The following is a 24922-nucleotide window of genomic DNA, read 5'->3' as shown; positions in this document are numbered from 1 at the left end:
AAACATTGTGGAAGAACAGGTTGTCACACCTAAACCAGCTACAGATGATGATTTTTGTCACACCAATAAAACAACTACTATTTCTTTAAAACAAAATATAAAAGATATAAACAAACGTAAAGAAGACGACATTCAATCTCTTAAACATGATTCAGATTTTATCGATTATCGTGTACCACAATCCATGCGTATGAAATTAGCAACTGCATTCGATTCAAAAGTTATTAATAAGTCTTTCAAAAATGCCGTAAACATTGCAAAGAAGGCTGCAAAAAAATGTAGTTTACTAGCGGATAAAGATGTATTCCACAACATTCTTGCGAATGCATCTGTTGTTTTGCGTAAAAATACGCATGAATTTGAGCATAACGGGACTCTGATGAAAAATCCGATTGGATACTTTACAAGAACGTTTAAAAGCATGGTCTATGATTACATTGATAGCTTTAGAGAAATTCATATTATTGCTAAACGTAAAGAAAATGCATACACTGGCCCTCTAGCTATTTTTAAGCAAATGATTGAAGGATAAGTCTGCATGTTTGATCGGTATTGAAAATAACTTGATGGACAAGCATTTCTTTGACTATGCATGTATGCATAGAAAATAACTATTCCAGATTTCACTCATAAAACTACCGCATGATACTCGCTAATGAAATTGTTATCCTATCTCTAGAGAGAAGAAAACAACCTAAGAGCCTGTTTATAGTCTTATAAATATGTTAGGATGTATGCAAAAACAGGAGATGAGTGTATGTCTTATCCAAGTGATATCAGCCGTGAAAAATTCGAGATCATTCGTGAGGAACTAGAAACGTTTAGCAAACGCACAAGTCCGCGAAAGTATGACCTTTATGATGTGTTCAATGCACTACTCTATGTTCTGAGTACAGGCTGCCAGTGGCGTGCTTTACCAAAAGATTATCCCAAATGGCAAAATGTTTACCGCTACTATGCAAAATGGAGTAAATCCAATGCCGAAGGTAGTAGTCTATTAGAGACCTTATTAAAAAAATTGTTGGGCAAATAAGGGAAGCAGTGAATCGCCCCAAAAGCTCTAGCTTTAATATTGTCGATGCCCAAAGTGTTAAGAATGCAGATACGGCTGAACAAAAAGGTTATGATGGTGGTAAGAAAGTTTCTGGTATTAAACGACATATCAGTGTAGATATTCTTGGATTTCCCCATGCAATCCATGTTACCACTGCCAATGTCACAGATCGAAAAGGCGCACTCGAAATGTACGAGCAATATCCTGAATTGAAAGAAACCATAGAAGCCATCCTCACGGATGGTGGGTACACAGGAGAAAAGTTTCAAAAAGAAATTCAAAAGCTATTGAATGCTGAAGTACAAGTTGCCAAGCGGTCCGAATTGCATCAATTTCAAGTGATCCCTAAAAGATGGATCGTAGAGCGCTCATTTGCTTGGTTAGAAAAATACAGACGATTGTTCAAAAATGTAGAGAGAAAACTAGAAACAAGTAAACAAATGGTTGTCCTAGGATTTCTCGCTATTTTAATAAAAAGATAAGACTATAAACAGGCTCTTAGATATTATTTCATTATGGCCAACGTATGATCCAACACACTATGCAGTCCCTACAAAGTCACAATTTACACGAACCGTGCATAGCACTGCTTTTGGCCGTCCGACTGATCATACTTTGGCGCAGGTAGAGTCTAATGTAATTGCTAGTCCACGTTTATTTACATGGTTACGTGAGATGAATATTTATACAGCTCCCTACATTGACTTGGGTTGGACTATATTTCGTGGCATCAGAACACATTATCAGTACACGCTCAACAACAATATAATAACAGGAGAACTGCAAGGTACACACGGGGAGGGGGCTCCGACGAACATTACGATTCCCTCGCCGCAAAATAATGACGATATTCGGCGGATTTGGACCGCCCAGCATGTTTTCGGTCCTATCCCTCCAGCAAGGATGAATGTCTGTGATTTTCAGTTTGAGTTTGCGAAATCAAATCCTCAAACTGCAACTACAATCACCTCAGCATATAGACATTGGTCAGAAACAGTATTACCTTATATATATAAGTTGAATTAAAAGGTTACAGCTACTGTTTGTCGAAATATAATAAGTAACATATATTGACAAATGGAGCGGAGCAAAATGACACATGTACACCAAAACGAAAAAGAAAGCCTACTTGTAGCAATGAAAACGACTAAAACGAAACGAATGTATGAACGTTATCAAACGATCTATTTCTATGTACAAGGCTTTTCTATAAAAGAAATAATGAACATGATTGGTCGTTCTGAAAAAACAATCTATAATTATGTGAATGCTTACAAAGAAAAAGGATTGCATGGCTTACTCATGGGACAATCAACAGGAGCACCACGTAAATTAGCCCCTGAACAAGAACAGGAGTTAGTTCAAGTGATTGCATCTCATCTACCCGTTGATGTTGGATTTCCAGCTAAACATAATTGGACTTTATCCATTATCGCTTCTTTCATTAAAAGAGAATGGAACGTAAGTTACACACTTCGCGGGGTGTCTCGACTTTTACATGATTTAGGGCTTAGTTACACAAAACCGACGTATACATTAGCGAAAGCAGACCCGGTGAAACAACAAGAGTTTAGGGAAGTTACCTTCCCCGCCTATAAAAAAAAACTTTTAAACGAGGAGATTGACCATCTTCTGTTTCAAGATGAGTCCATGATCCGCGATTACCAAGCACTGCAGCATACATGGTTTTTAAAAGGAAAACAACGCAGTATTCCTACTTATGGGAAACACCAAGGTGTTAAACTTATTGGTACACTTAATTATGAAACCGGTGAGTTAGTTTGTGTAGAAGAGGAGCGGTATGATGCCGAAGCATTTCTTCGTTTTCTTCAGCATGTACTTGAACTGTATCCCAACGGGAAAATAGCTCTTATTCTAGATAATGCGCGTATTCATCATGCGAAGCTCATCCAACCACTTTTAAGGAAACACTGTCATCGCTTAGAATTAGTGTTTTTACCTCCCTACAGTCCCGATTTAAATTTAATTGAAGGGGTATGGAAATGGCTCAAATCAGACATCATTCATAATGTTTTTTATTCATCGATTTATGAAATTCAAAAAAATGTACAGGCTTTTATTCAGGAATTAAATCGCACACCTGAAAAAGTGATCGATCGATTATGCATTCGATTGTAATCTTTTAATTCAACTTATATAGATCAAAACTCTAATCTATATAGTCATCGATTTTCACATATGGGGACTGGAATCGGATTCGGTTTACAGAATTCTGGTCTAGCCCCCATATATTACAGCTACGGCTGGACCCATGTAAGCGCAGATCACAACAATTTGATAGACACTCAAAAGATTACCCAAATTCCAGCGGTGAAGGGATATATGTTGACTGGCGACGCCGATGTCATAAAGGGACCTGGCAGTACAGGCGGAGATCTAGTACAGTTGCGCTCTGGTGGCCTCGTACGTATAAAAGTAACACTACCTACTAATGGACCAGCCTATCGTATGCGGATTCGTTATGCTAATAACTCTCCTGCTTCACTGGGCGTAGATTGTCACTTCCCCGGAAATACACTCGAATCAGATCAATATGATATTCCAGCTACGTATACAGGTGGGAATTTAACATACAATGCTTTTGCATACCAAGATACTCTACTCCTACCTGCGACAACGAATGAAAGGGTAGCTGAGATATATGTATCTAGTAGTTTCAACTCTAGTAATAATAAGATTATCATCGACAAAATCGAATTCATTCCGATGTAATAATTTCCAGAAAAAAACCAAAATACTAATCTTACCGTGTTTGTATCTGACAAGATTGATTCGATAAGCATATATATATAACAATGAAAAAAAAGCCAATTCCCTTGACTTACAGGAAATTGGCTTTTGCATATAAAAACTCATTAGATGTATAAATTCGCTTATTTCAACGGGATTGTAAATAACTTAATGGACAAGTTCTACTTCGATAAAGAATTTATGGCCAGATAAAAAACACCCAGCTTAATGAACTAGGCTTTTCGATTTTTAAAACATTTAATATCAGTTCGAAACTAGATCGGTTCCAATCATTCCTATGATATTTTTCCGTCGCATTTACCGAAATAACACATGTACGTACACTATTCTCCCCTGCTCCTAAACTGTCTTTCAGGTTAGGCACCTAAAAATAGGCTTACTTTTTGGGCATACGTCCAGATCAATCCTATTTCTCCCCACATATATTATGATTGTGCAGGGCTAATTAACCATTTTTATCATGAATAAAAAGGAGCGATTCTATTGGCTTACTTACCTGAAAGATACGATGATGATATATACAGCGTCTATGATTCTGATTTTTTTTATGAACCTCGATATTTCCCTTATCCCCCTTGGCGCCCTTATCCTTTTCGCCGTCGCCGCCATCGTAGATGGAGACGTTATTAACTAAGCGACAGATTTTACAAAAATGATTACTAACCTAGCCATTACAGTTCACAACACTCCCTTATCAATTAGGTGAGGGAGTGTTCATATTGGAAACTGCGATAAAAAAAGAGAATGAAGTATGCAAATGTTATGTAACGCGTACTCAAAAATTTTTTCCATCATTTTTACGGTACATACACCCAATTCTTCCTCCACACATAGGATGCATTGTAAACCAAAGGAGGAATGAAAAAATGAAAAATGAACACAATCATTGTGGATGTGACAACAGACCGTTCGAGAATGAAAATTATCAAGATTTCAATGCAGGTTATTATGAGAATGGCATTCTACACTTTTTAAGAAGATTAAGTCCCGGCACGTGTATTGTGATACAATATGACTGTCAACCACCAACAACAGGAACGTTTCAAGGATTCCAAAATGGGCTTGTGATTTTATCTGATTTTGACTGTTTCCCAGGACTTGCGCATCTTGTGGTTGATAAAATTAATGTCATTACACTTGGAGCGCTTCCATGTGACATTCCAAGAGAATGCGAGCGCTATTAATTGTAAGAAACATCCATAGAAGAAATCTTTATCTCTGCACATAAGAATTGTTTCAATATTTATATCATACAAAGAAGACTCCCTATTATGTTACTGAGGGAGCCTTCTATTTATCGGATTATTCGCAATCCATTCGAATGAATTCAATGCTTTCCAACATAAATGTTCCAGATGTTTCTCCAATTTCAATGCAGACACGATTCGTTTCTGGGAAGATTTCAACCGTTTTCGTTACATAACCAGAAAGGTCAAGAGTATTTTGTTCTACCATCGGATATTCATTTGTACTGTAAGAACATCCACAGCCCATTCCCTGATGATTGATCATGTTCGTGCTGTTAGGATATGCACCCGTTTCATACTGATTTGGTGGATAGTTATTCATCATATGTTCGCTCGAATATGCATGTTTGCTGCATCCACAACCGCAATCCGACCCTTGATTCATTGACATATTAGTATTACCAGGATATCCATTCATTTCGTAATCGTTGGATAGGTCATTCATAGTGTTGTTGCCTGAATATGCATTTTCTCCATAATTTTCTGATGGATAGTTCATCATACTATTTTCATCACCATATGGATTCATTCCAAAACTTTCTGATGGGTAATTCATATTATTACCAGGATATGCATTTGTTTCATAATTTTCTGGCGGATAGTTCATCATATTTTGATTACTTGCATATCCACTTGTACCATAGGCTTCTGGTGTCGCCATATTGCGCTTATGATAACGTTCACGCATATTAGAACGAACATTCGACCTTGTCGCACCTGTTTCTTCTTCACCCACTGTAAACTTCAATGTTTCTGTATTTTCTTCCGTACCATCGCTGATTGTCACATACCCTTCTCCTGAACCTTCTTTTCTTGCCGTTACACGTAAGAGATAGCTATGTTCTGGCTTCACACACACATATTGCGAAAGGTTTGCACTCCAATCTGAAATCACTAGCACAGATGCGTTTCCGATCTGTTGTACAGCCGTACCATCTGAGGCATTCCAATTCCACAATCCTTCAGTAAACTCACCATTGACCAGTACATTTCGCTGATTATATAATCCTCTTGCCATTGCAACTGTTTCGGAAAATTGTTGGAAGATATTATAAGCATATGCTTCTCCTGGTACTGCTGATAAAACGCCCTGTAAAAATTGATTATATACATATGGAATTTTTTGTATCAATTTTTCCGCACGCAAAATATTTTGTAATGTGATAGCTGATTGCAAACGATTTTGATTTGAATCTGTGAATAACGTTTGAATTGCATTTCTTGCTGTTTGCACAGCCCTTTCAATCTTCATTCGTTTCTCTGCCCATTTTTTCTTCCATTTTGGCTCGCGTTTTTGCATACGTGTTAATGCATTTCCTGTTAATGGCCCAGCCTCTACTACTTCTATATTATCCAATGTCGCCATACCATCTGTCGTCCCAATCTTAAAGCCAACCCAAATGCCCAGATTTCGCTCCATATCGAGCTCACCTATATCAATATAGAACTTAAATTCATGTGGATTTTGACACATCATACCCGTACTTTGGACCATCATCCCCGCTGCAGTCTGATACCCATTCTCGCATGGATTACACCACATGTCTTGTGGCATCGTATTACTTGGCATAACAGGATATGGAGTTGGTTGTGATACAGGTTCTCCTGTACATGGATTGGTTGATATGATATCACTTGGTACATTCATTCTTTTGTGCACTTCTTTATCATATCTTGCAACAAGAATTTCTAAATCTTTACTACTTCCTACAAACCCTCGTACCATATAGCGGGTATATGGTTTTAATTTTGCTTCCTCTATCTTTTGATACACATACGCTGGAAATATTTTATCACTTAATATAGGATTATTTGCACTCGGCAGATTTAGATAATGACCTTTAAAAATGGGATTATCCGCTACCGTGTATACATGAGGGCTTATGTGCCATCCATCTACACCAGCCCAATCCGATGATTCAAAATCACCATAGTTTAATAGATTACGTTCTCGACTCAAACGTTTCGCTAATTTTACTTGATCTAGCAAACACATTTTTTCTTTTGGATGGATCCAATCCGACAAACACTCTACTAACTTAGCCACCTGATCTACTTGGTAATCGGTGACTTTCAATTGTAGCGTAGTAGAATTCGAAAACAAGGCATGAACTGCCTCTCGCGCTTTTGTCACATTTTGATTCATTGAATATCCTCCCGCTATATGAGTGTTACGTCAAGAAAGTAGGCGTAACTACTCAGTCGTTTATTTTAGATTATGTTAAGATATTAAACAGAATTTATATATTCAATTAATGTACAGAACCCATTCATAAACAAGGAGTTCACTGCCTTCCGTGTCTTTTCTAAATCTCGTTCCCCTTTAAATATTTCTAATGAATCTTATGCCGGAATAAATTCGATTTTATCGATGACTACATTTGTTCCAGTTTCAGCTACAATCACGAACCAGTGATTCGCATATACTGTCTGTACGCCCAAGTCCGCATATTGAAATTCGTTATATGCTGTTGGAAGTCCTCCACCATAAGTTCTTTGAATATTAGTATACTTATCACCAGTAGGAGTAGATACCCGTAGCCTACCACCAGTTGTACTCCCATAACGGAATCTAACTCGATAATTTCGGCTTCCTGAGGAAGTAAAACTAATATGCAACCGCCCCTCCCCAGCAGGTGTATTTCCAATCAACTGTACAAAATCTCCTCCTGTACTACCAGTTCCTCTCCTGACAGTAGCAGTTCCCGTCGCAATGTTTTCTAGTCCATTCCCTTTCACCGCTGGAATTTGGGTGATTCTACCCGATGCTATTGTATTGAATAGATCTACACTGTTATGAGTCCAGCCAAATAACAAGGCGCTTAATTGTTTATACTCAGGCCATGCGAAAGGACAGCCATCCCGTACAGGCTCAAATTTAATCCAAGATAATCGATGATTCTCAATAGAATGATCCCGCGTACTTCTTGCATATATATCTTTGTATTGTGGCAAATCACGCTGCCAAAATTCACCACCAACACCTATCGTTCCTGCATTTAATGAAAGAGTGCCAAAATTCACCCATAATTGTAACAATCTCGTTTCAAACCACTGTTGCGTCCGTGCATAATTCCAATAATACTCTCCAAACTCAATTCCAGGCCTATCAACCCTCGTATAATTTGTTTTTTGACCCTCTACCGGAAGCCATTGGTCACTGGCATTCGTTTTTCGAACTTTTTTCTCCAACCCTACCATCAGATCACCATGTGTAAAATTAGTTGACTTTCCCGTATACCTTATATACAAATTCATCCCTGTTAGCCAAGTAAATAACTGTGATTGTCGATTTCCTAACATGCGATTTTCTATGCCATCTATCGTATTGAGGGCGGCATCGCTCCACCATGTTGTTCCCCGTATATCCGTATAAACTTCTCGTGTGAGCTCTGATTTGACTGGGGTACTATAAAGGCCCGGATCATACGTTGGAAATAGCGTAATAATATCCAATACCATAATAGTCATGTCTCTTCGGTACGCATTGTATAAATTCCAATTTTCTGTACCTCGGTACTCTCCTTTAGCATCACGGAAACGAACAGGTGTTCCGCCCGATTGATTATACTGCGTCCATGGGTAACGATTATAGTCAGATACGTTTGCTTGTAAGCTTTTGGCTTGTTGTAACCCATTATTATACGTATTCACACAGTAATCTGTATATGTTGCTGTACGTGATTGGAGCCTAGTATACATATCATCCCATTCTTCACCAGGTAGAGAAGACATACCCCATTCTTTCCCAAACTTAACCGCGTCTCGTAATAGGAGTAAATGTAGATTCGCAGCTTCTGCATACACATTTACTGCTAATTGAAATGATGGCATAGCTGATTCGAAATGCCTATTCGCACCACGAAACTCGTTCAATACCCGCTCTTTGTTTTGGATACTATTTGGATTTTTGTTCCAATCATCAGCTGCGAGTTGGTATAATTCCAAAACATTTTGGAGGCCTTGTAATTCTAAAATTGCTTTTTCTCTTGCTTTTTGATCAAGCTTTTGATCGATCAGATTCTCCACCGCATTCATAAATGATTCCCACACTGCTTGTGAATTTTTTGTAGGCCAAAGCAGACCAAGTAGTGCACCTAGGATTCCAGCGGCTACTCCAGCTGGAGGGAATGGGACTGAAAGAAGATAGGACGCGATATTTATACTTGTAATAACTGCATCCCTTACATCTTTGCTATATCCTTCTTCCAGGACAGTAGAATTTCCATTGGTACACATATTCATCCACTCTTTGTAACCCATATTTCGTAGTTCAGAACCTGGTGCCTGTGCAAAAGGGTACCTTGGTGGACAAGACATGCTACCACTATCCAGTATTTCATATCCATTGTTATTGCAATTTTGATTCATTGACAATCCTCCATTCTGTTTCTGTGTGTAACGCTCTGTCCGTATAAATCATGCCCTCGAGTTTCTTACTTCGGGATATTCTGAAAGGTCAGTGTTCCTGTAAACCGAAGAAATTGACTTTCTTGCTCTTGCACCGGTGTGACGTCAAATGCTGAAATCAAAATATTCTTTTCTTCAATTTGATAGTCTGGAAGATTTGCTACGCTAAATTTCAGCACCGTATTCACTGGAATATGTACAGTATGACTCAGTTCAATTTGGTTATCACGCCCTGAGGACGCACTATATTTCTCCCCACATTCTCCCTGCACTTGTGCATTGACCATATAAGGGATGCTTCCTACTACTTTCAAAAGATTCAGCGTAACATCGACTGGTCCACAATTGTCTACTGTAATGGTTTTCTGAGCGGTTTCTTTTACAATAGATAAACCAGACAGGTTATATACAAGTTTTCGAGTACCGTTCGGTACGTATACAAAACCATGTGGCACCTGTACCATTGAACAAAATGACACGCTCGATTGAACTTGTTCTGGATCGTCTATCGTTGCCGCAGACTGCAAGACGCCTTCGAGTGGATAGGCACGTGGTGTATGTATCATAGGTTGATCTCTCCTATATTCACCTTGTTTCAACACGTTCACCTCCTACTGTATGTTCCCCTATTTCTGTAAACACGTTTGAAGTGAGTGAAATGACGAATCGTCACTTACGTAAAGGATACTGGAATATATGTATAGAAATTATTTCCTCACACTTTAGTATTCCCTACTCAATTGCTCTTCCCTTTGTCGAAATAATTCTATTTTTTGCTATTTTTCGCATCAGTTTTTATGAGGGAGATACAAGATAAATATATGTGGTATGCAACATGTTAGAACAAAAAATAAATCAGGCTTTTCCCTTTACGCAAGTACCTATGCCGTTTGTGTGCCTAGCTCATACAATGTACAGAGTTTAAAAAATAGAAAAGCAAAGGGGGAAAATGAAATGTGTCGTAGTAGAAGATTTTGTGAAGATGATTTTCGTTGCCATAGAAGATTTTGTGAAGATGATTTTCGTTGCCATAGAAGATTTTGTGAAGATGATTTTCGTTGCCATAGAAGATTCTGTGAAGATGATTTTCGTTGCCATAGAAGATTCTGTGAAGATGATTTTCGTTGCCATAGAAGATTCTGTGAAGATGATTTTCGTTGCCATAGAAGATTCTGTGAAGATGGTTTTCGTTGCCATAGAAGATTTTAGCACCGCCGTCCGTTTCGTCACAGCATTCTAGGTTTACTAGAGAGACTAAGCCTGTGGACTTGCATCACCATCCAGTTTGATTGTCAACCACCTGTCACTGCTTTATTTCATGACATCTTCCCATGTGAAGATACCATTTCCGTAAGTGGGCTCGATGGCTTTGATGATTGTTTTTGGGTTACCTATATAGCGATTGATAGAATTAATGCGGTATCTGTCGTATCAAATTGCCCAAGACCTTGTTAAATATGTTAATCTGAATGATTACAAAAAAGGAATACCTTCCTCTTTTTCTGGAAAATACTCCTTTTTGGATATGCCTACCATGTAACATGTGTATTTCTATCGCACATCTACATAGGCTGGGCTTTCTGTTACATAATATGTTTTACCTTTCGAATTGTGCACCTGATTATGATATAACGCCCCCTTTAAATCTTACATACTCCCCTGATACCCATTGGTCGCCACCGGCGTTATACCAACCATTTTGAATCCCCCAAGATTGATACGTTTCACCTTGGTGCACATTTTTTACGATGCCATAGTTAGTCCCTGGGCCAGTACGAACTCGTAATACATCTGCTGTAATCGTAACTACACCTACACCATCATTTGAAGGTTTCGAAGGCGCTGGTGCATTTCCTCCAGTATAATGAATGTATGATGGATCGTTATAAATCCACTGATCGCCACCGAGGTTTAACCAACCATTTGATTGTCCCCACACTTTGTAGGACTCTCCTTTCCCTAATTGACGAATAACCTCGTATCCAGTACCTGGACCTTTACGAAGGTTAACGCGATCCCCCTCAATATAAACAATCCCTGTTTCATTAGTTGAAGGGAGAATAGGCTTCGGTGTTACTAGATTACTGCCACCATTATATGCCCTTTGCACACGCTCAATAAAACTGTTCCAACGTCAATATCCTGCTGTATCAAGCATTTTATTAATAATATCTATTATTGGAGTACCCATAGGAAAGTTCCACACACTTGACTTTGTAGTCGGTGGAATACTAATAAACTTACGGTTGAATCCAAGAGACTCTAGCAAGTCAGCTACTTCCTCATGTGGATAGCCCCAGAAAGTACGATTCCAAAGAGCCTTATCTTCTTGAAGTATAACAAGTTGATCATAAGCTTCAATATCCCTGTAGACCCCTTTTACTTGGTCGGAACGAGTAGGCGAATTAAGAAGAAATACTCCTAGCGGAAACTCTAACCAGTTGCCGTCTGGCATTTCAATTTCCATGTAGGGCTTGATTCGATCGCTCAAATAGTTAATCACATCACGCTTTGGAATGAGAGTGTCCTCTTCGTAAGTGACTGCTACATTAACATACTTGAGTCGAACATTGTCAGCTGAGTTGTGCCTTCCAGCACTCCATTGTAGTTGCACTCTCAACTTTCGAGCGTCTGAACCAGCTGGTATACCAAGAGAACCATATGGAACAGTTGTGACCCAACTAGACCAAGTAGTCCCACCATTCAGCGAGTAGCGAGTTTTGACTATATTTTCTGGACTCCAAGAGCCTTCTCTGGTAAGTGTGCCAAATACATTGTCATATGACAGCTTAGCTTCTTTAACTCGTGGAATGTCAACTCCCTGGTACGTACTATTGCTCATATCAAGTACAGGGCTTGTAGCAATACCAGAGTAGATCGCTTTAGCTGTTCCACTAAAATAAACATTATCGTAGTTACAAATACCATTGAGAACTCCTGAATCGCAAGCCATTAACAAACCGTAACCAGCACTAGCTCGGCCAGCTGGAACAGTTACTTCTCCCTCCCAGCGATACCAGTTGTTAAATCCCGTGTTGGTCATAGTTACATTTTCATTGAGTCGAATGTTTCCAGCTGAGCTCATAGCGTATACATAGTTAGGGTGAATCTCTCCGTTAAACAAGCGATAAAAGAACGAGACGTATATCTTTTGACCTCCACTAACTACTACCAATCCGTTACCTATTGTTTGCATTCCGACGGGTTGTGTGTTAGCTGTGTCACGTTTGACCTCTTGAGCGTAGCTACCTTGCCAACCGCCTCCTTGTGAAACCGTGTAGTAATTAACTCCGTTAGCCCAAGGCTTGAACTCTCCAGCCATCCACCCGTGAGCTTGCTCTGGATTGTCTGTTACTGTTCGCCAACCATCTTCCAATCTTGAGTTTGTAATTGTTCCACTGTAAGGTTGTAATCTCATCTCGCCATTATCCATAGCTACATTGGTCTTACTCCAAGATTCAAATTTCAAGTTTGCCACATTTGACGCAAGGCCTGTGTAGAAGTTTACTGAGCGTGATCGTCTTTCAATATGAGCTGGCATGTATTCTTCTCTTAATGTAAACTTAGCGGTTCTCTTGATAGCGGAGAAGGCTGAGAAAGCAACCTCTCCGTCAAGAATGTTGTCAAGTGTGCGCTTGAAGTTTAAGTTCTTATCTAATAAGTCATATCTAAACCGAATGTTACGAGCCTTGGTTTTAGCGTGTAATACATCATAAACCTGCTCATCAGAATAACCTTTCTGTGCTAATGGTTGCATTCTCTCTCCTCCTATGTTGTTATATTATCAGTATCATAGTGAGTCTTGGTAAACTCGCAACTCATTACGAAACCACTAATTTGCTTATCTTTCATATTGACTTTATCCGTTGAGACGAACATCTTACGACCCGATCCGTCTCGGTACAAGTAAACTTCTCGCTTGTTCAACAAGTCGCTCACCTGCTTAGCCTCGAACCAAGTGTCAACCTCCCACTCGATACTCAACTCTGTCGTTTCATTCTCACCGTACTCTCTTACTGGGTCTTTACGTCCAACAAATCGTTGTAGCGCTGAGTCGACCTCAGTAGAGCTATCTCGATCAGTTACCATAGTCAGAAAATGCAAGTCAGTTATACTGTCTACATCTTGAACAATAGTTTCATTGAATGTGTGCATAAACTGGCGAGGTGGACTTTCTGACTTGGTGTTATTTACCAAATTCCATGCTACGAGTTTGTACTCATAAAGCGTTTGACTCGCTGGCGTATAGTCAAGGAATCCTCCTCGAATACCGTCTAGTGGCCTTGGCTGGAAAGGCGCACTCTGTGGGAAGTTACCTTTCAACAACATTGGCTGAATAAAGTAGGTGTCATTTGTCGAGTTGTTTGAAGCTACAAACATTAGCCTCTCAGTACCAGTTGGAGTAGTAAATACTTTATACTGAACACCGCCAACCATCTCTGCTCCAGTACTCGCTCCTGTGTTCGTCTGAGGTCGGATATACCAACCAGAGCTTAAACCAATGAGAGTGTATTGTTGACCAGCTTTAACTGGAATGTAGACATAGCTCTCAAGGAATGTTGCTGCAGGTGCTTGAATCCTCATTTTGTAAGGGGTCATTATAGTTGTCTGAGCATGTCTAACCCAACTTGAGTCTGTAAAGCGTGGCACTAAGTTGCCAGTGTCAATTGAGCTAACCACTGGGTTTCCTGCGATTAGTTCCCACTCAGCATTCCCAGTAAGTGTATACTCTCGACGATAGCAATCTATTAAGTTAGTAGCTACTGGAGATGTAATTCTCAACTGAATACCACTCACAGTTACGTTAGCCCCTCCACTCATAGGAGTTCCATACACATTGTCAAATACTACTCTGACTTTTGCTACATTAGCTGGAGCTACTCGACTTGCATAAACTTCTGACTTTGCACCACTGCCAGCAACTTGACCAGCTGGATCTGCCGTGCTTCCTATGTCATTTCCGTTAGCATCATAAAACCAGACAATGCCTCGTAATCCATTGTTATCAGAAAAACCAACTACCTCATAAGTAGCACCTGCAACGATTGGAATCTGAGTAGCATCAAGATAGATAGATACTCCAGCAAAGTTATTACCAGCTGTTAGGTCGCTCACATTCACTTTGTAGCTTGTTGCATCCACCGGGACAATACGAGAAAGCGATACATTGCCTCGACGCTCCCAATCATTTGCAAAAGTAACTCCGTCCTCCGTGATAGGTGGTAAGTTAATGCCAAGCTCACCTTGGTTGTATACTACGTTAGTAACACCAGAGCCAGCTTCCTCAACTCGTTGAATAATTGGAATAGCTGGAGTTGCAAAGTTGACGGAGAAGTCCGTCCTCACAAAACTAGACCAGACACCGCTTGAGTTGACTCGTAGTTGAATGTAGTAAGCCTCGTTCGTTATTAACGTGTAGTTAAGCCTTACACTACGCTCAGTAGTGCCAGTAGTACTCCAAAGAGTGACTCCTCCAGGGTTCTTTAAGAATAGTTCAAACTGTAATTGCTCCACAGAAGTCCATTCGACTACCATAGTAGCCTGTGGATGAACAACTGCGTAAGTTGGATACACCATGTTAGGAGCATTACTAGGATTAGCTGAGATAGCCAACTGCTCTGTCGTCCAGGAGCTTTGCAAGTTAAAATCGTCCGTTGTCTTAACAGACCACTCGAACATTCCAAGCGGCAATGTGCTGGATGGCATATTGTAATGCTGACTCGTAGAGTTGACAAAACTCGTTGAGTTCGGTACGTAGTTCCAGCTTCCTCGGTTACCACCAGAATAAACGGTACGCCAACGGAACTGATAACCCATTTGAATTGCTTTAGGGTCAGCCTTCCAGCTAAACGTGTTAATTGCTGTTCGATCAATCGTAGAGCCAACTACTGGAGTCGTTCCAGTTGGCGCTTTTGGTGCTACATCGTGGAAGATAATAAACCAGTCTGAATAATTCCACTCTGAGTAAAACTCTCCGTCAAACGCTCGAATAGCTACGATTGCTTTTCTTGTCTGACTCATATTGTAGGTATTAATCTTGTAGCTTGTAATACCATTCGTAGTAGCTTTAGGGTAGTTCTTCCAAGTCGTCCCGTTATCATCTGAGATAGCAACATCATAACTTAAACTGTTTGGATTCGTTTCGTTGACTGGTGGTGTCCATCTCACGGTAAGCTCTTGGTTTACTGAGATGCCAAATGTCGGATAGTCCAAACGTGGTCTTTCTGGTGGAACGTTCCAATCTCCCTCCACAACCCAATAAGCTCTATATGGATTGTCAATAACTCCCCAGCATTCACTCGCTGGTGTGCCTTTGTTATTCCATATAGTAACACCTTGATATTTACCACTAACGAGGTCATCTCGAATAATACCTGTAAAGTTATAATCTTGATATTGGTTTACATCTGGAGTGAACTCCCAACCAGTCAGCGCCAAATGATATGGTTTAGTTGACTGAGTAGGACGACTCGAAAGCTGGTGCTTACCAACTAAAAAGTCTCCTCCATAGTAAAAATACAATCGCAAGTACACTTTCGCTGGAGTTTTGGAGGTCACAATTGCCTCACGGACTCCAGCTGGTGTACCTAGAAAGGAAATATAGCCTTCATTACTACCAGCACGAATAGGAGAGTAGCTTCCATTCCACCAGTTGTCACTTAGTCTATATTGTTCCATCCATTCTAAGGGGAACGCTCTTTGTTCTATAGCCATGTTATGACCTCCTTATCGTTTTCTCATTGCTTGTCGTAAATCTTTCAGATACTCTGGTGTATTGTCGTAACCTGCAACCTTATCGTTAACTTGTTGGTTCAACTTCTGCTCGATACTTTGTAGTCCTCGACCGTCCAAGTCAACTGCTCCGTCCACTGTTACAACGTGGTTAACTGTTACGGTTGGTTTGCCTCCAGTGAATGCTCTCAGCGACTCACCTGCAAAGCCATTTTCCATTTGGTCACTTACTGCATTCATAGCTCCACCGATAGCTCTCGTCATTGGTTTCACTTGTGTTAAAGCTGACTCATACCAAGTTGGAAAGAATGACTTACCAGACTTATCAAGATCACTTAAGGGTCCTTTCTTAGCTGGTGAGAACGGTAAGTAACTACGTACTTTAGCCATCCCATCAGATACGGCACTTACAGCGTTTCCAATACCAGACTTCATACCGTCAACGAATGCACTTAGTAGTCCCTTACCAGCGCTTAGGAAATCACCTGTAAAGTTCTTAATAGCACTCCAACAGTTTTTAACTCCCGTTTGTACCGTATTGACTGCTGTAGTGAAACCGTTTCGGAAACCGTCCACAATTCCAGTTACAATTGAGCACACCGCTGAAGTGAACGCACTCACAGAGTTACTAATAATAGACTTCAAAGCGTTAATCCCTGTATTCCATAGATTCTTGGCTTGATTCCAAAGCTCATTAAACTTGTCGACAATACCTTGTTTGATATTGCCAGCGATTGTTTTTGCGTCGTTATACAAGTTCGTAAAGAACTGTTTTATTTGTTGAACTCCAGTGTTCCATACTTGCTTGGCTGAGTTCCATAGTTCGTTGAACGTATTAGTTACATCACTCTTGAGCTGTAGTGCTTTTTGTACTACCTCCATAGCTAAATTGAGGAACAATGCTTTCATTTGAGCGATTCCAGTGTTCCAGATCGTCTTAGCTGTATTCCACAACTCATTGAACTTGTTAGACACATTGGTTTTTATCTCATTCGCTTTAGCTGTAGCATCTGACCATAAGTTAGCGAAGTATTGCTTAGTAGCTTCAACTCCCTCGTTCCAAGCTTGCTTGATGCCTTCCCACATTTCTTTCATCTTGTTCCACAGTTCAATAGCTTTAGCCTTCACAGTGTCCCAGTTCATATAAAGCAACACACCAGCCGCTACTACGAGAGCGATCAAACCAGCTATCCACATGAGGGGGTTAGCTAATAAAGTTGCATTCAGAAGTGTTGTTGCCAATCTCATTGCTGTAGTTGTTGCCTGAGCAAGCACCATCGCTTGTCTGAATCCATTAATAGCTGTTACTACTGTAGTAATAACACTACCTATAGCGAGTGCCGCCTTGAAAGCTACAAACCCAGCAACTACCGCTACCAGGACTTGCTGTACAGTTTGCATATTCTGAGATAGCCAAGTACCTGCTGCCGAGACTAAATCTAATGCTGCTTGTACGAATCCTGAGTTGTTAGCCCACGTTAGGAAATTACTAGCCAGTGTTAATACAGCCAATCCTAGCGGTGCTAATGCGGTAACTAGCTTAACGAGTATACCCCATAGTTGACCTATGATGTTCATTATGATAGGCGTGCTCGTTTGTACAAAGCTTACAAATGACTGGAATGCGGTTGAACTCTGTAGACCTGCTGACCAGGATGCAAACTTAGCTGTCAAATCAACTAATCCATTCCTCATATCCATACCCAAAGGTGTGAAAGCTATCATAATATTGCTCAGTCCTTTTAGTATGTTTCCTACTGATTTCATAGCCATTTCGAACATCAGGACTGCAAAGGTGTTCATATGCTCAAAGAAAGCGTCTGCTTTACCGCCTTCAATTGCTTGGTTCATCTGACCTAGCATACCTGCAAACGAGTTGCCTACTCCCTTCATAGCTGGAAACATTTTGGTCATGACATTGTTAGTCAAGTCCATACCGTTAGCCATCATAGTAAATGTTGTAGGGCTCATCTCATCTTGCATATCTTTCCAGTTAGCTTTAAAGTCCATAGTTGCTGTAACTGCTTTGCGCTCCTCGGCTGTTAAACCGTTTAAGATTACTTGTTGCTCTTGTAGCGCTTTACTACGCTCCTTAGCATTACTAGCATTGTCAATCTTCTCTTGAGCCTTCTCAAGCTCTCCGGTGGTTTCTATTACTCCAGTGATACTCGTCATAGCCAAAGCTCCAAAACCTGCCACAGCTACCCCAGCTGTACCCATAAGTGCAACCGCACCGCCAAGCCCTGCAAGTAAAGCTGGCATGGAGGCACTAGCTACAGCACCAATAGCAGCTATTTTTGTTCCTGTTGAATTAGCTTTGTCAGCAACATTATCGAGCACTCGGCTAGCATTGTCGTTCGCTTTAACGATGATGTCTATTATTGAAGCCATTACCTAGCACCTCCTCCTAGTTTTTGCTTAGCCTGTTGACGTTTCGCTTTTCGTGACTCTTTAGCTTCAAACTCACTGATGGTATTGTGAACAATGAGAAGTTCCTGCATAATCTTGTTCTCTTGTCGATCAATCTCGTCGGGTAACTTTTTGAAGATCTTTCCTATTTCGTAATACAAAAGAGAACGAGGAGGATTGGCAACAGACTTGCCTTCTAACATTCTTTTTGTTGCCTGCTCTATTGCTTTTTTTCTTTTTCTGTTACCCCGTTATCAATTTTCGTGTGTACAGCTTGAATAATTTCCCCTACAAAGTCTGGATCTAATTCGTTATCAAACGTATCTAACATAATTGGTAACTTCTCCCCAACATCGTTAGTTAGCTCCCAATCAGTAATTGAGTGGACTACTTGAAGTGTCATTGCAAGTGATACATCGTTTTTAATTGGACGTCCCATTTTGTCAAAAGTAGTAGCTTGTTCAGCGATTTTACGAGACTCACCATAACTCAACTTTTTATAGTGAATTTTCACTCCATGTAATGTTACAAGTTCTTCTTCTTTCTTACGTAGCCAAGGTTTAGAGTTTGTCATTATAGTTTCCTACTTTCCTATCGTTTTATTTTGAAAGGGGACTAAGACCCTCAGTTTATTAAGCGAATAAGTTGTTAATTACGTCTTTAGCAACTACTGAGATATCAGTGAATACTGCTTCAAGTTCTTGTTCTGTTACGTCCTCAGCGCCAGCACCAATAGCGTTCGTATCATACTTACCACCAGTAAGCGTAATCGTAATTGAGTTCTTTGGCTCGCCAACATCTTGAAGTTTCAACTCAACCGCAATATCCGCACCTCTTTGGAATAAATCCCAGTGTGTTTTATCTAAGTAATCCATTGTCATTGAGAGAGCAAGATCAAGTGAGCCTTCTTGAACCTTCCCAGCTGTGTCTTTACCGTTGACATAAAAGCGACGTTCTAAATTGTTACTAATCTCAAGTTCGAACTCAGAGATATTCGATACAGTGGCGTTGTTCACTTTCACAGTGCCCTCATAGAACATGTAATAGTTATTCAACTCAGCTGTAACTGCTGACGCTGTGCCAGTCGTATCAACGTTTAAGAAAAGCATATCCCCTTCGATCTCAACCGCTTCCTCAGCTGTTGCTGTAAGAGTTAACGTATCAACTTTGCCACCAAGATAGTTGCGCAATAGCGAGCCACTTGCAATATTATGTTGGAAAGTGAAGCTTGGAAGAACTTCTCCTTTGCCTACTGGAGTAAGTGTATGTGTATAACCCGCTGTAGCATCTCCTGTTTTTACTTCTTTACCAAGAGCCATCAAGATTGGCCGAGCGTTTTGTAGTACGCCTCCAAAGCTTGCATCGAACTCTTTAGCTTTTGTACGTAATTTCATTGGAGACCGCTGTCCGAGACCTTTACGTTGATCAACATTAAAATTCTCTTCTGGCTCAAAACTTTCAAGAATCGTAAGCCATGAGAAAGCAGTTACTTTTGTACCTGCTGTAGTTTCCTTACCAACTACAACTGTGTGGTCAAATCCGTGTGCCATTATTCACCAACCTCCTTTACTTCCTCAAATCCGACGGCTTTAAGGTCTTTTATAAGTTGTTTTTCTTTCTTGTCTACCTCAATGGTTTCCCCAGCTTTGACTAGTTGATCAAAAGGTTGAATTATTTTGAGGTCAAAATTGAAAGGATTTTTGAGCTTCATGTTATACCTCCTTTGGTATTGGTTTTGAGCGGATCAAAACTGGAAGTCTTGCACCTTGTAGAAAATTAGCCTCCCCAGTTTCAACTTGTCCAAATTCGGCCTCATCGTCTATGGAAAGATACGCAACAGTACCACCAAGAGTTTTATCACTCTCGATGATTTTCTCTACAACGTTCAAGAGCTCGATACACTCTTCCTCAGCATCCTCAGCATCAAGTATGTTTGAATACACCCAAACCAATATAGTAAACTCCACCTCTGAAACTCCAAGTCCCTTTTTGACTTTTCTGCGTTTCTGTAGCTCAAAAGCAAGAGCTGGAAAGAATGCTATATTTTGATAGTGTACTTTGTGTACGTCTGCTTTGATTGACTGAGTAGTAAGACCAGCAACTAATTGGTCATATAATGCATTTTTGATAGTTAGGTATAGACCCATTAGTCTACCAACTCCTCTATATAATCCTGAAAGATACGCTTAATCATGGATTCATCTTGCGTATCAAAGTATAAAAATTTACGAGCTGGCACATAGCCAAACTTTGTGCGGCCTCCAAAGTTATGAAGTTTCGCTTTTGGTAAAGCTGTTCCAAAATACATTTCCAGTTTATCAATGCGTTTGATAGCTCCACCTGTTACGCTCATTTTTAACTGTCCTGTATCATTCAGTGGTTTTCCACCTGCTCGGTTTGGATGCCATTTGATAGTGTTCTCGCTTAGTGGAACCCAAGGTGCTGCTCTAAAACGATTCCCAACAGAGCGCTCCATATAGGTAGCCGAGCGAGTCATTGGCGTCCTCAAATCTTTTAAACGATTGCCTATATTTCTGAGGCGCAAATCAGTTCCGTTAGGTCTTACAGTTACCCTGTAGTCTACTCCTGGCATAACCTACCACTCCGTATCCAAGTTAAATATAGGATCTCTGTTGTTTGTAGTAGCAAAGCCAGAGTGTTTTCCGTTTAAAAGCGGTACTCCAATGTCCATGTCACCAGCAATAATTTCAGTAATTGTATTCTTAATTTCAACAAACTTGTTAGCAACCTTCTCGTCTAAGTTTGGTTTCTGAGAAGAATACAACCATTTTCCCAAGTAGTAACCAGCTAAATCGGTAGCTAGTTCCTTAATCATTGGTGGTACTGGGTTGAATGGAACAGCATACAAACTTCCTAGTCTAGCATCAAGGTAAATAGTAGCTTTCTCACAAAAGACCTGTATTTCTGAGTCAGTGATATTTGGAGATAAATCCCTTACAGTCGTTCTAATGTTTGTAGGCGTTGTGTATGCCATTCTGTCAACCTCCCTTATTTATCTTCTTTCTTTGGATCTGTACTTTTCTTTGCATTGCTACGAGTTTCTTTTACTTCTTCGGCATAACCATGCTCGATTAAGTGATTACCTACTGCCTCATCAACTTCCAAGGTTTCACCTACTGGTCGCTGATACTCAAGTACATGCTCAACTAACGTTTTGACTTTCATCGTATTGCCTCCATATCAAAAATTAAGGGAGACTCACACAATATGTATGAACCTCCCCTGGTATTGCTGTTCTATTCTTATTTAACAGTTTTAAGTAAGAAGATTGCTTTAGGATCTGTTACGTACGCTTGAGTAAAACGAGTAGCTCGTGCAACAGTTCTCATATTTTTCTCCTCGTTATACGTACCAGTTCGTAACCCTTCAGCGTCAGCAATATCACCGATGATTTTCTTCTGAAGGACTACAACATCTCCATCCTTGAAGTTGTCATCTTGAATAATGGAAAGACCCATAAAGTCGCCAATATATCCACGCAATAAAGCTACGTCAGTGTTGTTTACACGTAATGCATCACGAATACCTTTATTTTTCAATAATGTAGCTCCAACTTTTGGATGAACAACAGCTGTGTCAGCCGAATAACCAAAGTCAGCAATTGCTGTTTTTGCATCAACAAGCTCGTTAATCACATTGGTTTCGTTTGCTGCCCAGCCCCCTGAAGTCGAACCTTGAATACCATTTCCGATAGTATACTTGTTAGTTGCTACATCGTAACCCATTGTATCAACCATTTTCTTGACATTAAGAGCTAATTTGCGAATAGCACGTTCAAAAACACCATCAGAACCCCATTTTTGCATTTCGTAAGTTAATACAGCTTCAAGACCATATTTTTTAATCATTGCTGTCTTTTCCTCTTCGTTCAATCCAATACGTTGGAAAGTAGAGCCTTCCCCTACTTCTGGTACTCCGTCATAAGCTTGACGATCTTTTGAGTCCTTATCGGCATCCTGTAAATATTTAATTGCTAAAGCATCCACTGTGGAAGCTGTAAACAATTGATCAGCTACAAATTGATGTCCAATAAGTCCCCTAACACGTTTATCAATAAATTCTTTCTTTAAAAGTGGATGTTGTCCTAACATAATATCAGCCATTTATATGACCCCCTTGGTTATAAAATTATTAGCCTAACGCTACAATAAATTTGTTTCCGGAAGTAGCCCCTGTAAGTGCTGTGCCAACTACTTGTTTTTCCTCATCCGCAACATAAGTAGCTGTAGCTACTTGCTTTACTGCTGCACCATTTGCACCAGCTTTAACTTTGTCACCTGCTACAATAGTTCCACCTGCTATTACGTAAAGTAACCCCTTGAAAGCAATTGAAACGGAATCTCCTTTGTCACCTTGGTATCCTACATTGACACCATCAATTGCAACAGTTCCAGAGTATACTACTCCAAAAACTTTCTTCGAATCAGCGCTGGCACGTTGCACCTCAAAATCCCCTGTAATCTCAACTAACTCGCCAACCTTAACAGTTTGACCAGCTTTTACTTTGAAAGTGAAAATACCATCTTCAGGAATATTTAATTCAACTCTATTTCTCATAGTTTCGGACCTCCCTTTTTATAGTTTTATAAATCTTTGCCGAATTTAGCTTCGTGTTCTTCATAGAATTTATCAAATTCTTTTTGCTCTTGAGTTCGTTTATCTTGATCTCCTTCTCCAGCAACTGCCCCTTGTTCTTGGAAGTCGATTTGTGTAGCATTTTTCATAAACTCATCAAACATTTGAGTTTGTTCTTCAGAAAATGAAGATAATAAATTTTTTAATGAAACAGCTTGAGCTGGTACAATTTTGCTCTCTTCTTGGAATTTCTCTATTTTTGAATCCATTTTCCCTTCTGAGAATGATTGATTTTGAGCTTGTAATTGTTTCATTTGTTCTTCTAACTGTTTATATTGTTCTTGCAACTGTTTGAAATTTTGCGGTTGCTGATTGTTTTGTCCTGGCATTGTTTCAGCCTCCTTAGTCTCATCAATTTCCGAAATATAACCATTTTCACTGAATAAACGAGCTGACTTTACTTGAGGAAACGCAACTAAAGAGACCTCTCTTAATTTATGAGGCCTAATCGTGTCATCCTCTTCGTTGTACTGAATGTAAAATGAGATAGAAAGTTTTTTCATTAATCCTTTTTCGATACGTTCTTTTGTGGATTCGTCAATAATACGAACTTTACCTAATAATTTATCGCCTTCCACACTTACTTCTTCAAGATATCCAACAGTGTCACGGACACTATTAGAGTGATCAAGTTGAATTGGGATTTCTTCGGTAACATCAAAGTTATTAGCTAGTGTATTTAAGTCTTCCACAGTGTACGCAGTTCCTCGATGAATACCAGTAGAGAACAATTCAGCTTCTTTGATGAGATCTTCTCCTTCGCCACCTTCTGAAAATGACTTTGTAAGTTTCCCTTCATAAAACAAATTTTTAACTTTACTCATCTTTCTCACCTCCTAATGTATTTTTGAGGAGCAAAGAGGTACTGGAACCATCTAATTAAATACGCCCCAGGTATAATGACCTCATCGACGCAGTGGAGATAATCACAATTGGAGCGTATTATCAGGCAACACAAATAACCCACTCTCATATTGAGGTGAGCTTTATTCTGGTCTTGGCCTAACAAGTGGTTCCCGATTTATACCATTTAGTAACCTCGGTAATGGGGCTGTAAAATCGAAACCTTTTTCTGGCTTCATAGAGATATCAAAGTTATCTTCCCACTCCTCAAATTTTGATACAGGTAGCCAAGTAGCACGACACTTAAAATGATTAGGTGGCGTATACTCGGCAATTACTGAAGCGTTCCCGATTGAAATAATCATTCCGTCAAGGTGTCTACAGATTTTAGTTGTTCGACCATCCACAATAGAATCATATTGTAAGGCAACTACGAACCCTTTATTTTCCGGTGACATATAACGCGCAAGTCTTCCTGCGTTGTACATCTTACCGTTTTCCGTCCTGGCTATTGTTTCAGCGTGATGTTGGCTTAGCCATCTCTCAGAACATTCCCTAATGAGCTGAATAAGCTCTTTTAGTGCTGTTCCGGAAGTTAACCCTTGCATGAATACTTCTCGGATAGCATTGAGCACTGTAGCTTCAGTAATAGCTGTGATTTCAAGTGAATAATTTTCCAAAAACACTTGAGCTTCTGGAGGAAATACAACCTCATAAGCGTAATGGCCTGTTATTTGTTCGAAAATATCTTCTGAAAAGGAATATAACTTCTGTATTTTCTCCAATTCAGAATGTGCTC

The 24922-nt window shown here is 39.9% G+C and carries 24 protein-coding genes and 2 pseudogenes; 7 read left to right on the top strand and 19 right to left on the bottom strand.

Annotation, left to right across the window (positions count from 1 at the left end; genetic code table 11):
- The 6 genes and pseudogenes from ACP6L7_RS31360 to ACP6L7_RS31335 form a co-directional block, all read left to right on the top strand.
- Nucleotides 1–532 (top strand): annotated as a pseudogene (locus ACP6L7_RS31360) (cytosolic protein); the annotation flags it as partial.
- A gap of 225 nt (nucleotides 533–757) precedes the next feature.
- A protein-coding gene (locus ACP6L7_RS31355; protein WP_430528891.1) for an IS5 family transposase occupies nucleotides 758–1536 on the top strand; the annotation gives its coding sequence in 2 pieces (ribosomal slippage) (nucleotides 758–1019 and nucleotides 1019–1536; 780 coding nt in all).
- 4 nt (nucleotides 1537–1540) lie between these two features.
- Nucleotides 1541–2080: an insecticidal delta-endotoxin gene (locus ACP6L7_RS31350; protein WP_430529654.1), complete on the top strand. Its 540-nt coding sequence runs from the start codon at nucleotides 1541–1543 to the stop codon at nucleotides 2078–2080.
- A gap of 66 nt (nucleotides 2081–2146) precedes the next feature.
- Nucleotides 2147–3193, top strand: a complete 1047-nt coding sequence (locus ACP6L7_RS31345; RefSeq protein ID WP_430528973.1) for an IS630 family transposase — start codon at nucleotides 2147–2149, stop codon at nucleotides 3191–3193.
- Between the two features lie 60 nt (nucleotides 3194–3253).
- Complete coding sequence (locus ACP6L7_RS31340) at nucleotides 3254–3787, top strand: delta endotoxin C-terminal domain-containing protein (RefSeq protein ID WP_430528974.1); 534 nt, start codon at nucleotides 3254–3256, stop codon at nucleotides 3785–3787.
- Nucleotides 3788–4692: 905 nt separating this feature from the next.
- Nucleotides 4693–5010 carry a hypothetical protein gene (locus tag ACP6L7_RS31335; protein ID WP_430528975.1) on the top strand — a complete coding sequence of 106 codons (318 nt, stop codon included), beginning with the start codon at nucleotides 4693–4695 and terminating at the stop codon, nucleotides 5008–5010.
- A gap of 118 nt (nucleotides 5011–5128) precedes the next feature.
- On the opposite strand, the gene ACP6L7_RS31330 is transcribed toward ACP6L7_RS31335, so the two are convergent.
- From ACP6L7_RS31330 to ACP6L7_RS31320, 3 genes are all read right to left on the bottom strand, one after another.
- Complete coding sequence (locus ACP6L7_RS31330) at nucleotides 5129–7219, bottom strand: hypothetical protein (protein WP_430528976.1); 2091 nt, start codon at nucleotides 7217–7219, stop codon at nucleotides 5129–5131.
- Nucleotides 7220–7416: 197 nt separating this feature from the next.
- Nucleotides 7417–9444 carry an insecticidal delta-endotoxin Cry8Ea1 family protein gene (locus ACP6L7_RS31325; RefSeq protein ID WP_430528977.1) on the bottom strand — a complete coding sequence of 676 codons (2028 nt, stop codon included), beginning with the start codon at nucleotides 9442–9444 and terminating at the stop codon, nucleotides 7417–7419.
- Between the two features lie 65 nt (nucleotides 9445–9509).
- On the bottom strand, nucleotides 9510–10085 hold the full coding sequence (locus ACP6L7_RS31320) for a hypothetical protein (RefSeq protein WP_430528978.1): 576 nt from the start codon (nucleotides 10083–10085) through the stop codon (nucleotides 9510–9512).
- Between the two features lie 347 nt (nucleotides 10086–10432).
- Here ACP6L7_RS31320 and ACP6L7_RS31315 point away from each other — a divergent pair, with 347 nt between their 5' ends.
- Nucleotides 10433–10723, top strand: coding sequence for a hypothetical protein (locus tag ACP6L7_RS31315; RefSeq protein WP_430528979.1), 291 nt, complete (start codon nucleotides 10433–10435; stop codon nucleotides 10721–10723).
- A gap of 381 nt (nucleotides 10724–11104) precedes the next feature.
- Here ACP6L7_RS31315 and ACP6L7_RS31310 read toward each other — a convergent pair.
- From ACP6L7_RS31310 to ACP6L7_RS31235, 16 genes and pseudogenes are all read right to left on the bottom strand, one after another.
- Nucleotides 11105–11617: pseudogene (locus ACP6L7_RS31310) on the bottom strand (SH3 domain-containing protein); the annotation flags it as partial.
- Nucleotides 11618–13240, bottom strand: a complete 1623-nt coding sequence (locus ACP6L7_RS31305; protein WP_430528980.1) for a hypothetical protein — start codon at nucleotides 13238–13240, stop codon at nucleotides 11618–11620. It abuts the pseudogene before it with no gap.
- 11 nt (nucleotides 13241–13251) lie between these two features.
- Nucleotides 13252–16197 (bottom strand): phage tail protein, encoded by a 2946-nt coding sequence (locus ACP6L7_RS31300; protein WP_430529393.1) that lies wholly within the window; start codon nucleotides 16195–16197, stop codon nucleotides 13252–13254.
- Between the two features lie 12 nt (nucleotides 16198–16209).
- A complete protein-coding gene (locus ACP6L7_RS31295) occupies nucleotides 16210–18606 on the bottom strand; it encodes a phage tail protein (RefSeq protein ID WP_430529394.1) in 2397 nt (798 codons plus the stop codon).
- The gene (locus tag ACP6L7_RS31290) at nucleotides 18606–18827 is read right to left on the bottom strand and encodes a hypothetical protein (RefSeq protein ID WP_430529395.1); all 222 of its coding nucleotides are present in this window, start codon (nucleotides 18825–18827) and stop codon (nucleotides 18606–18608) included. Before ACP6L7_RS31290 ends, ACP6L7_RS31295 begins: the two co-directional genes overlap by 1 nt.
- A 17-nt stretch (nucleotides 18828–18844) precedes the next feature.
- Nucleotides 18845–19198: a hypothetical protein gene (locus ACP6L7_RS31285; protein ID WP_430529396.1), complete on the bottom strand. Its 354-nt coding sequence runs from the start codon at nucleotides 19196–19198 to the stop codon at nucleotides 18845–18847.
- A gap of 58 nt (nucleotides 19199–19256) precedes the next feature.
- A complete protein-coding gene (locus ACP6L7_RS31280) occupies nucleotides 19257–20174 on the bottom strand; it encodes a phage tail tube protein (RefSeq protein ID WP_430529397.1) in 918 nt (305 codons plus the stop codon).
- Nucleotides 20174–20335 carry a hypothetical protein gene (locus ACP6L7_RS31275; protein WP_430529398.1) on the bottom strand — a complete coding sequence of 54 codons (162 nt, stop codon included), beginning with the start codon at nucleotides 20333–20335 and terminating at the stop codon, nucleotides 20174–20176. Before ACP6L7_RS31275 ends, ACP6L7_RS31280 begins: the two co-directional genes overlap by 1 nt.
- Nucleotide 20336: 1 nt before the next feature.
- Nucleotides 20337–20771: a hypothetical protein gene (locus ACP6L7_RS31270; RefSeq protein WP_430529399.1), complete on the bottom strand. Its 435-nt coding sequence runs from the start codon at nucleotides 20769–20771 to the stop codon at nucleotides 20337–20339.
- On the bottom strand, nucleotides 20771–21217 hold the full coding sequence (locus ACP6L7_RS31265; RefSeq protein ID WP_430529400.1) for a phage virion morphogenesis family protein: 447 nt from the start codon (nucleotides 21215–21217) through the stop codon (nucleotides 20771–20773). The genes ACP6L7_RS31270 and ACP6L7_RS31265 overlap by 1 nt, the downstream gene beginning before the upstream one ends.
- Before the next feature lie 3 nt (nucleotides 21218–21220).
- Nucleotides 21221–21619, bottom strand: a complete 399-nt coding sequence (locus ACP6L7_RS31260; RefSeq protein ID WP_430529401.1) for a phage protein Gp36 family protein — start codon at nucleotides 21617–21619, stop codon at nucleotides 21221–21223.
- A 14-nt stretch (nucleotides 21620–21633) separates the two neighbouring features.
- Nucleotides 21634–21810: a hypothetical protein gene (locus ACP6L7_RS31255; protein ID WP_430529402.1), complete on the bottom strand. Its 177-nt coding sequence runs from the start codon at nucleotides 21808–21810 to the stop codon at nucleotides 21634–21636.
- Nucleotides 21811–21887: 77 nt separating this feature from the next.
- Nucleotides 21888–22748, bottom strand: coding sequence for a phage major capsid protein (locus ACP6L7_RS31250; protein WP_430529403.1), 861 nt, complete (start codon nucleotides 22746–22748; stop codon nucleotides 21888–21890).
- Between the two features lie 28 nt (nucleotides 22749–22776).
- A complete protein-coding gene (locus tag ACP6L7_RS31245) occupies nucleotides 22777–23202 on the bottom strand; it encodes a hypothetical protein (RefSeq protein WP_430529404.1) in 426 nt (141 codons plus the stop codon).
- Between the two features lie 26 nt (nucleotides 23203–23228).
- Nucleotides 23229–24104, bottom strand: coding sequence for an HK97 family phage prohead protease (locus tag ACP6L7_RS31240; protein WP_430529405.1), 876 nt, complete (start codon nucleotides 24102–24104; stop codon nucleotides 23229–23231).
- A 162-nt stretch (nucleotides 24105–24266) separates the two neighbouring features.
- A partial coding sequence (locus ACP6L7_RS31235) for a phage head morphogenesis protein (RefSeq protein WP_430529653.1) occupies nucleotides 24267–24922 on the bottom strand: 656 nt, incomplete at its 5' end.

The sequence above is a fragment of the Bacillus silvicola genome, assembly GCF_050524305.1.
In the GTDB taxonomy this organism is placed as follows: Bacteria; Bacillota; Bacilli; order Bacillales; family Bacillaceae_G; genus Bacillus_A; species Bacillus_A cereus_AT.
This window is presented reverse-complemented; position numbering and strand designations above follow the sequence as displayed.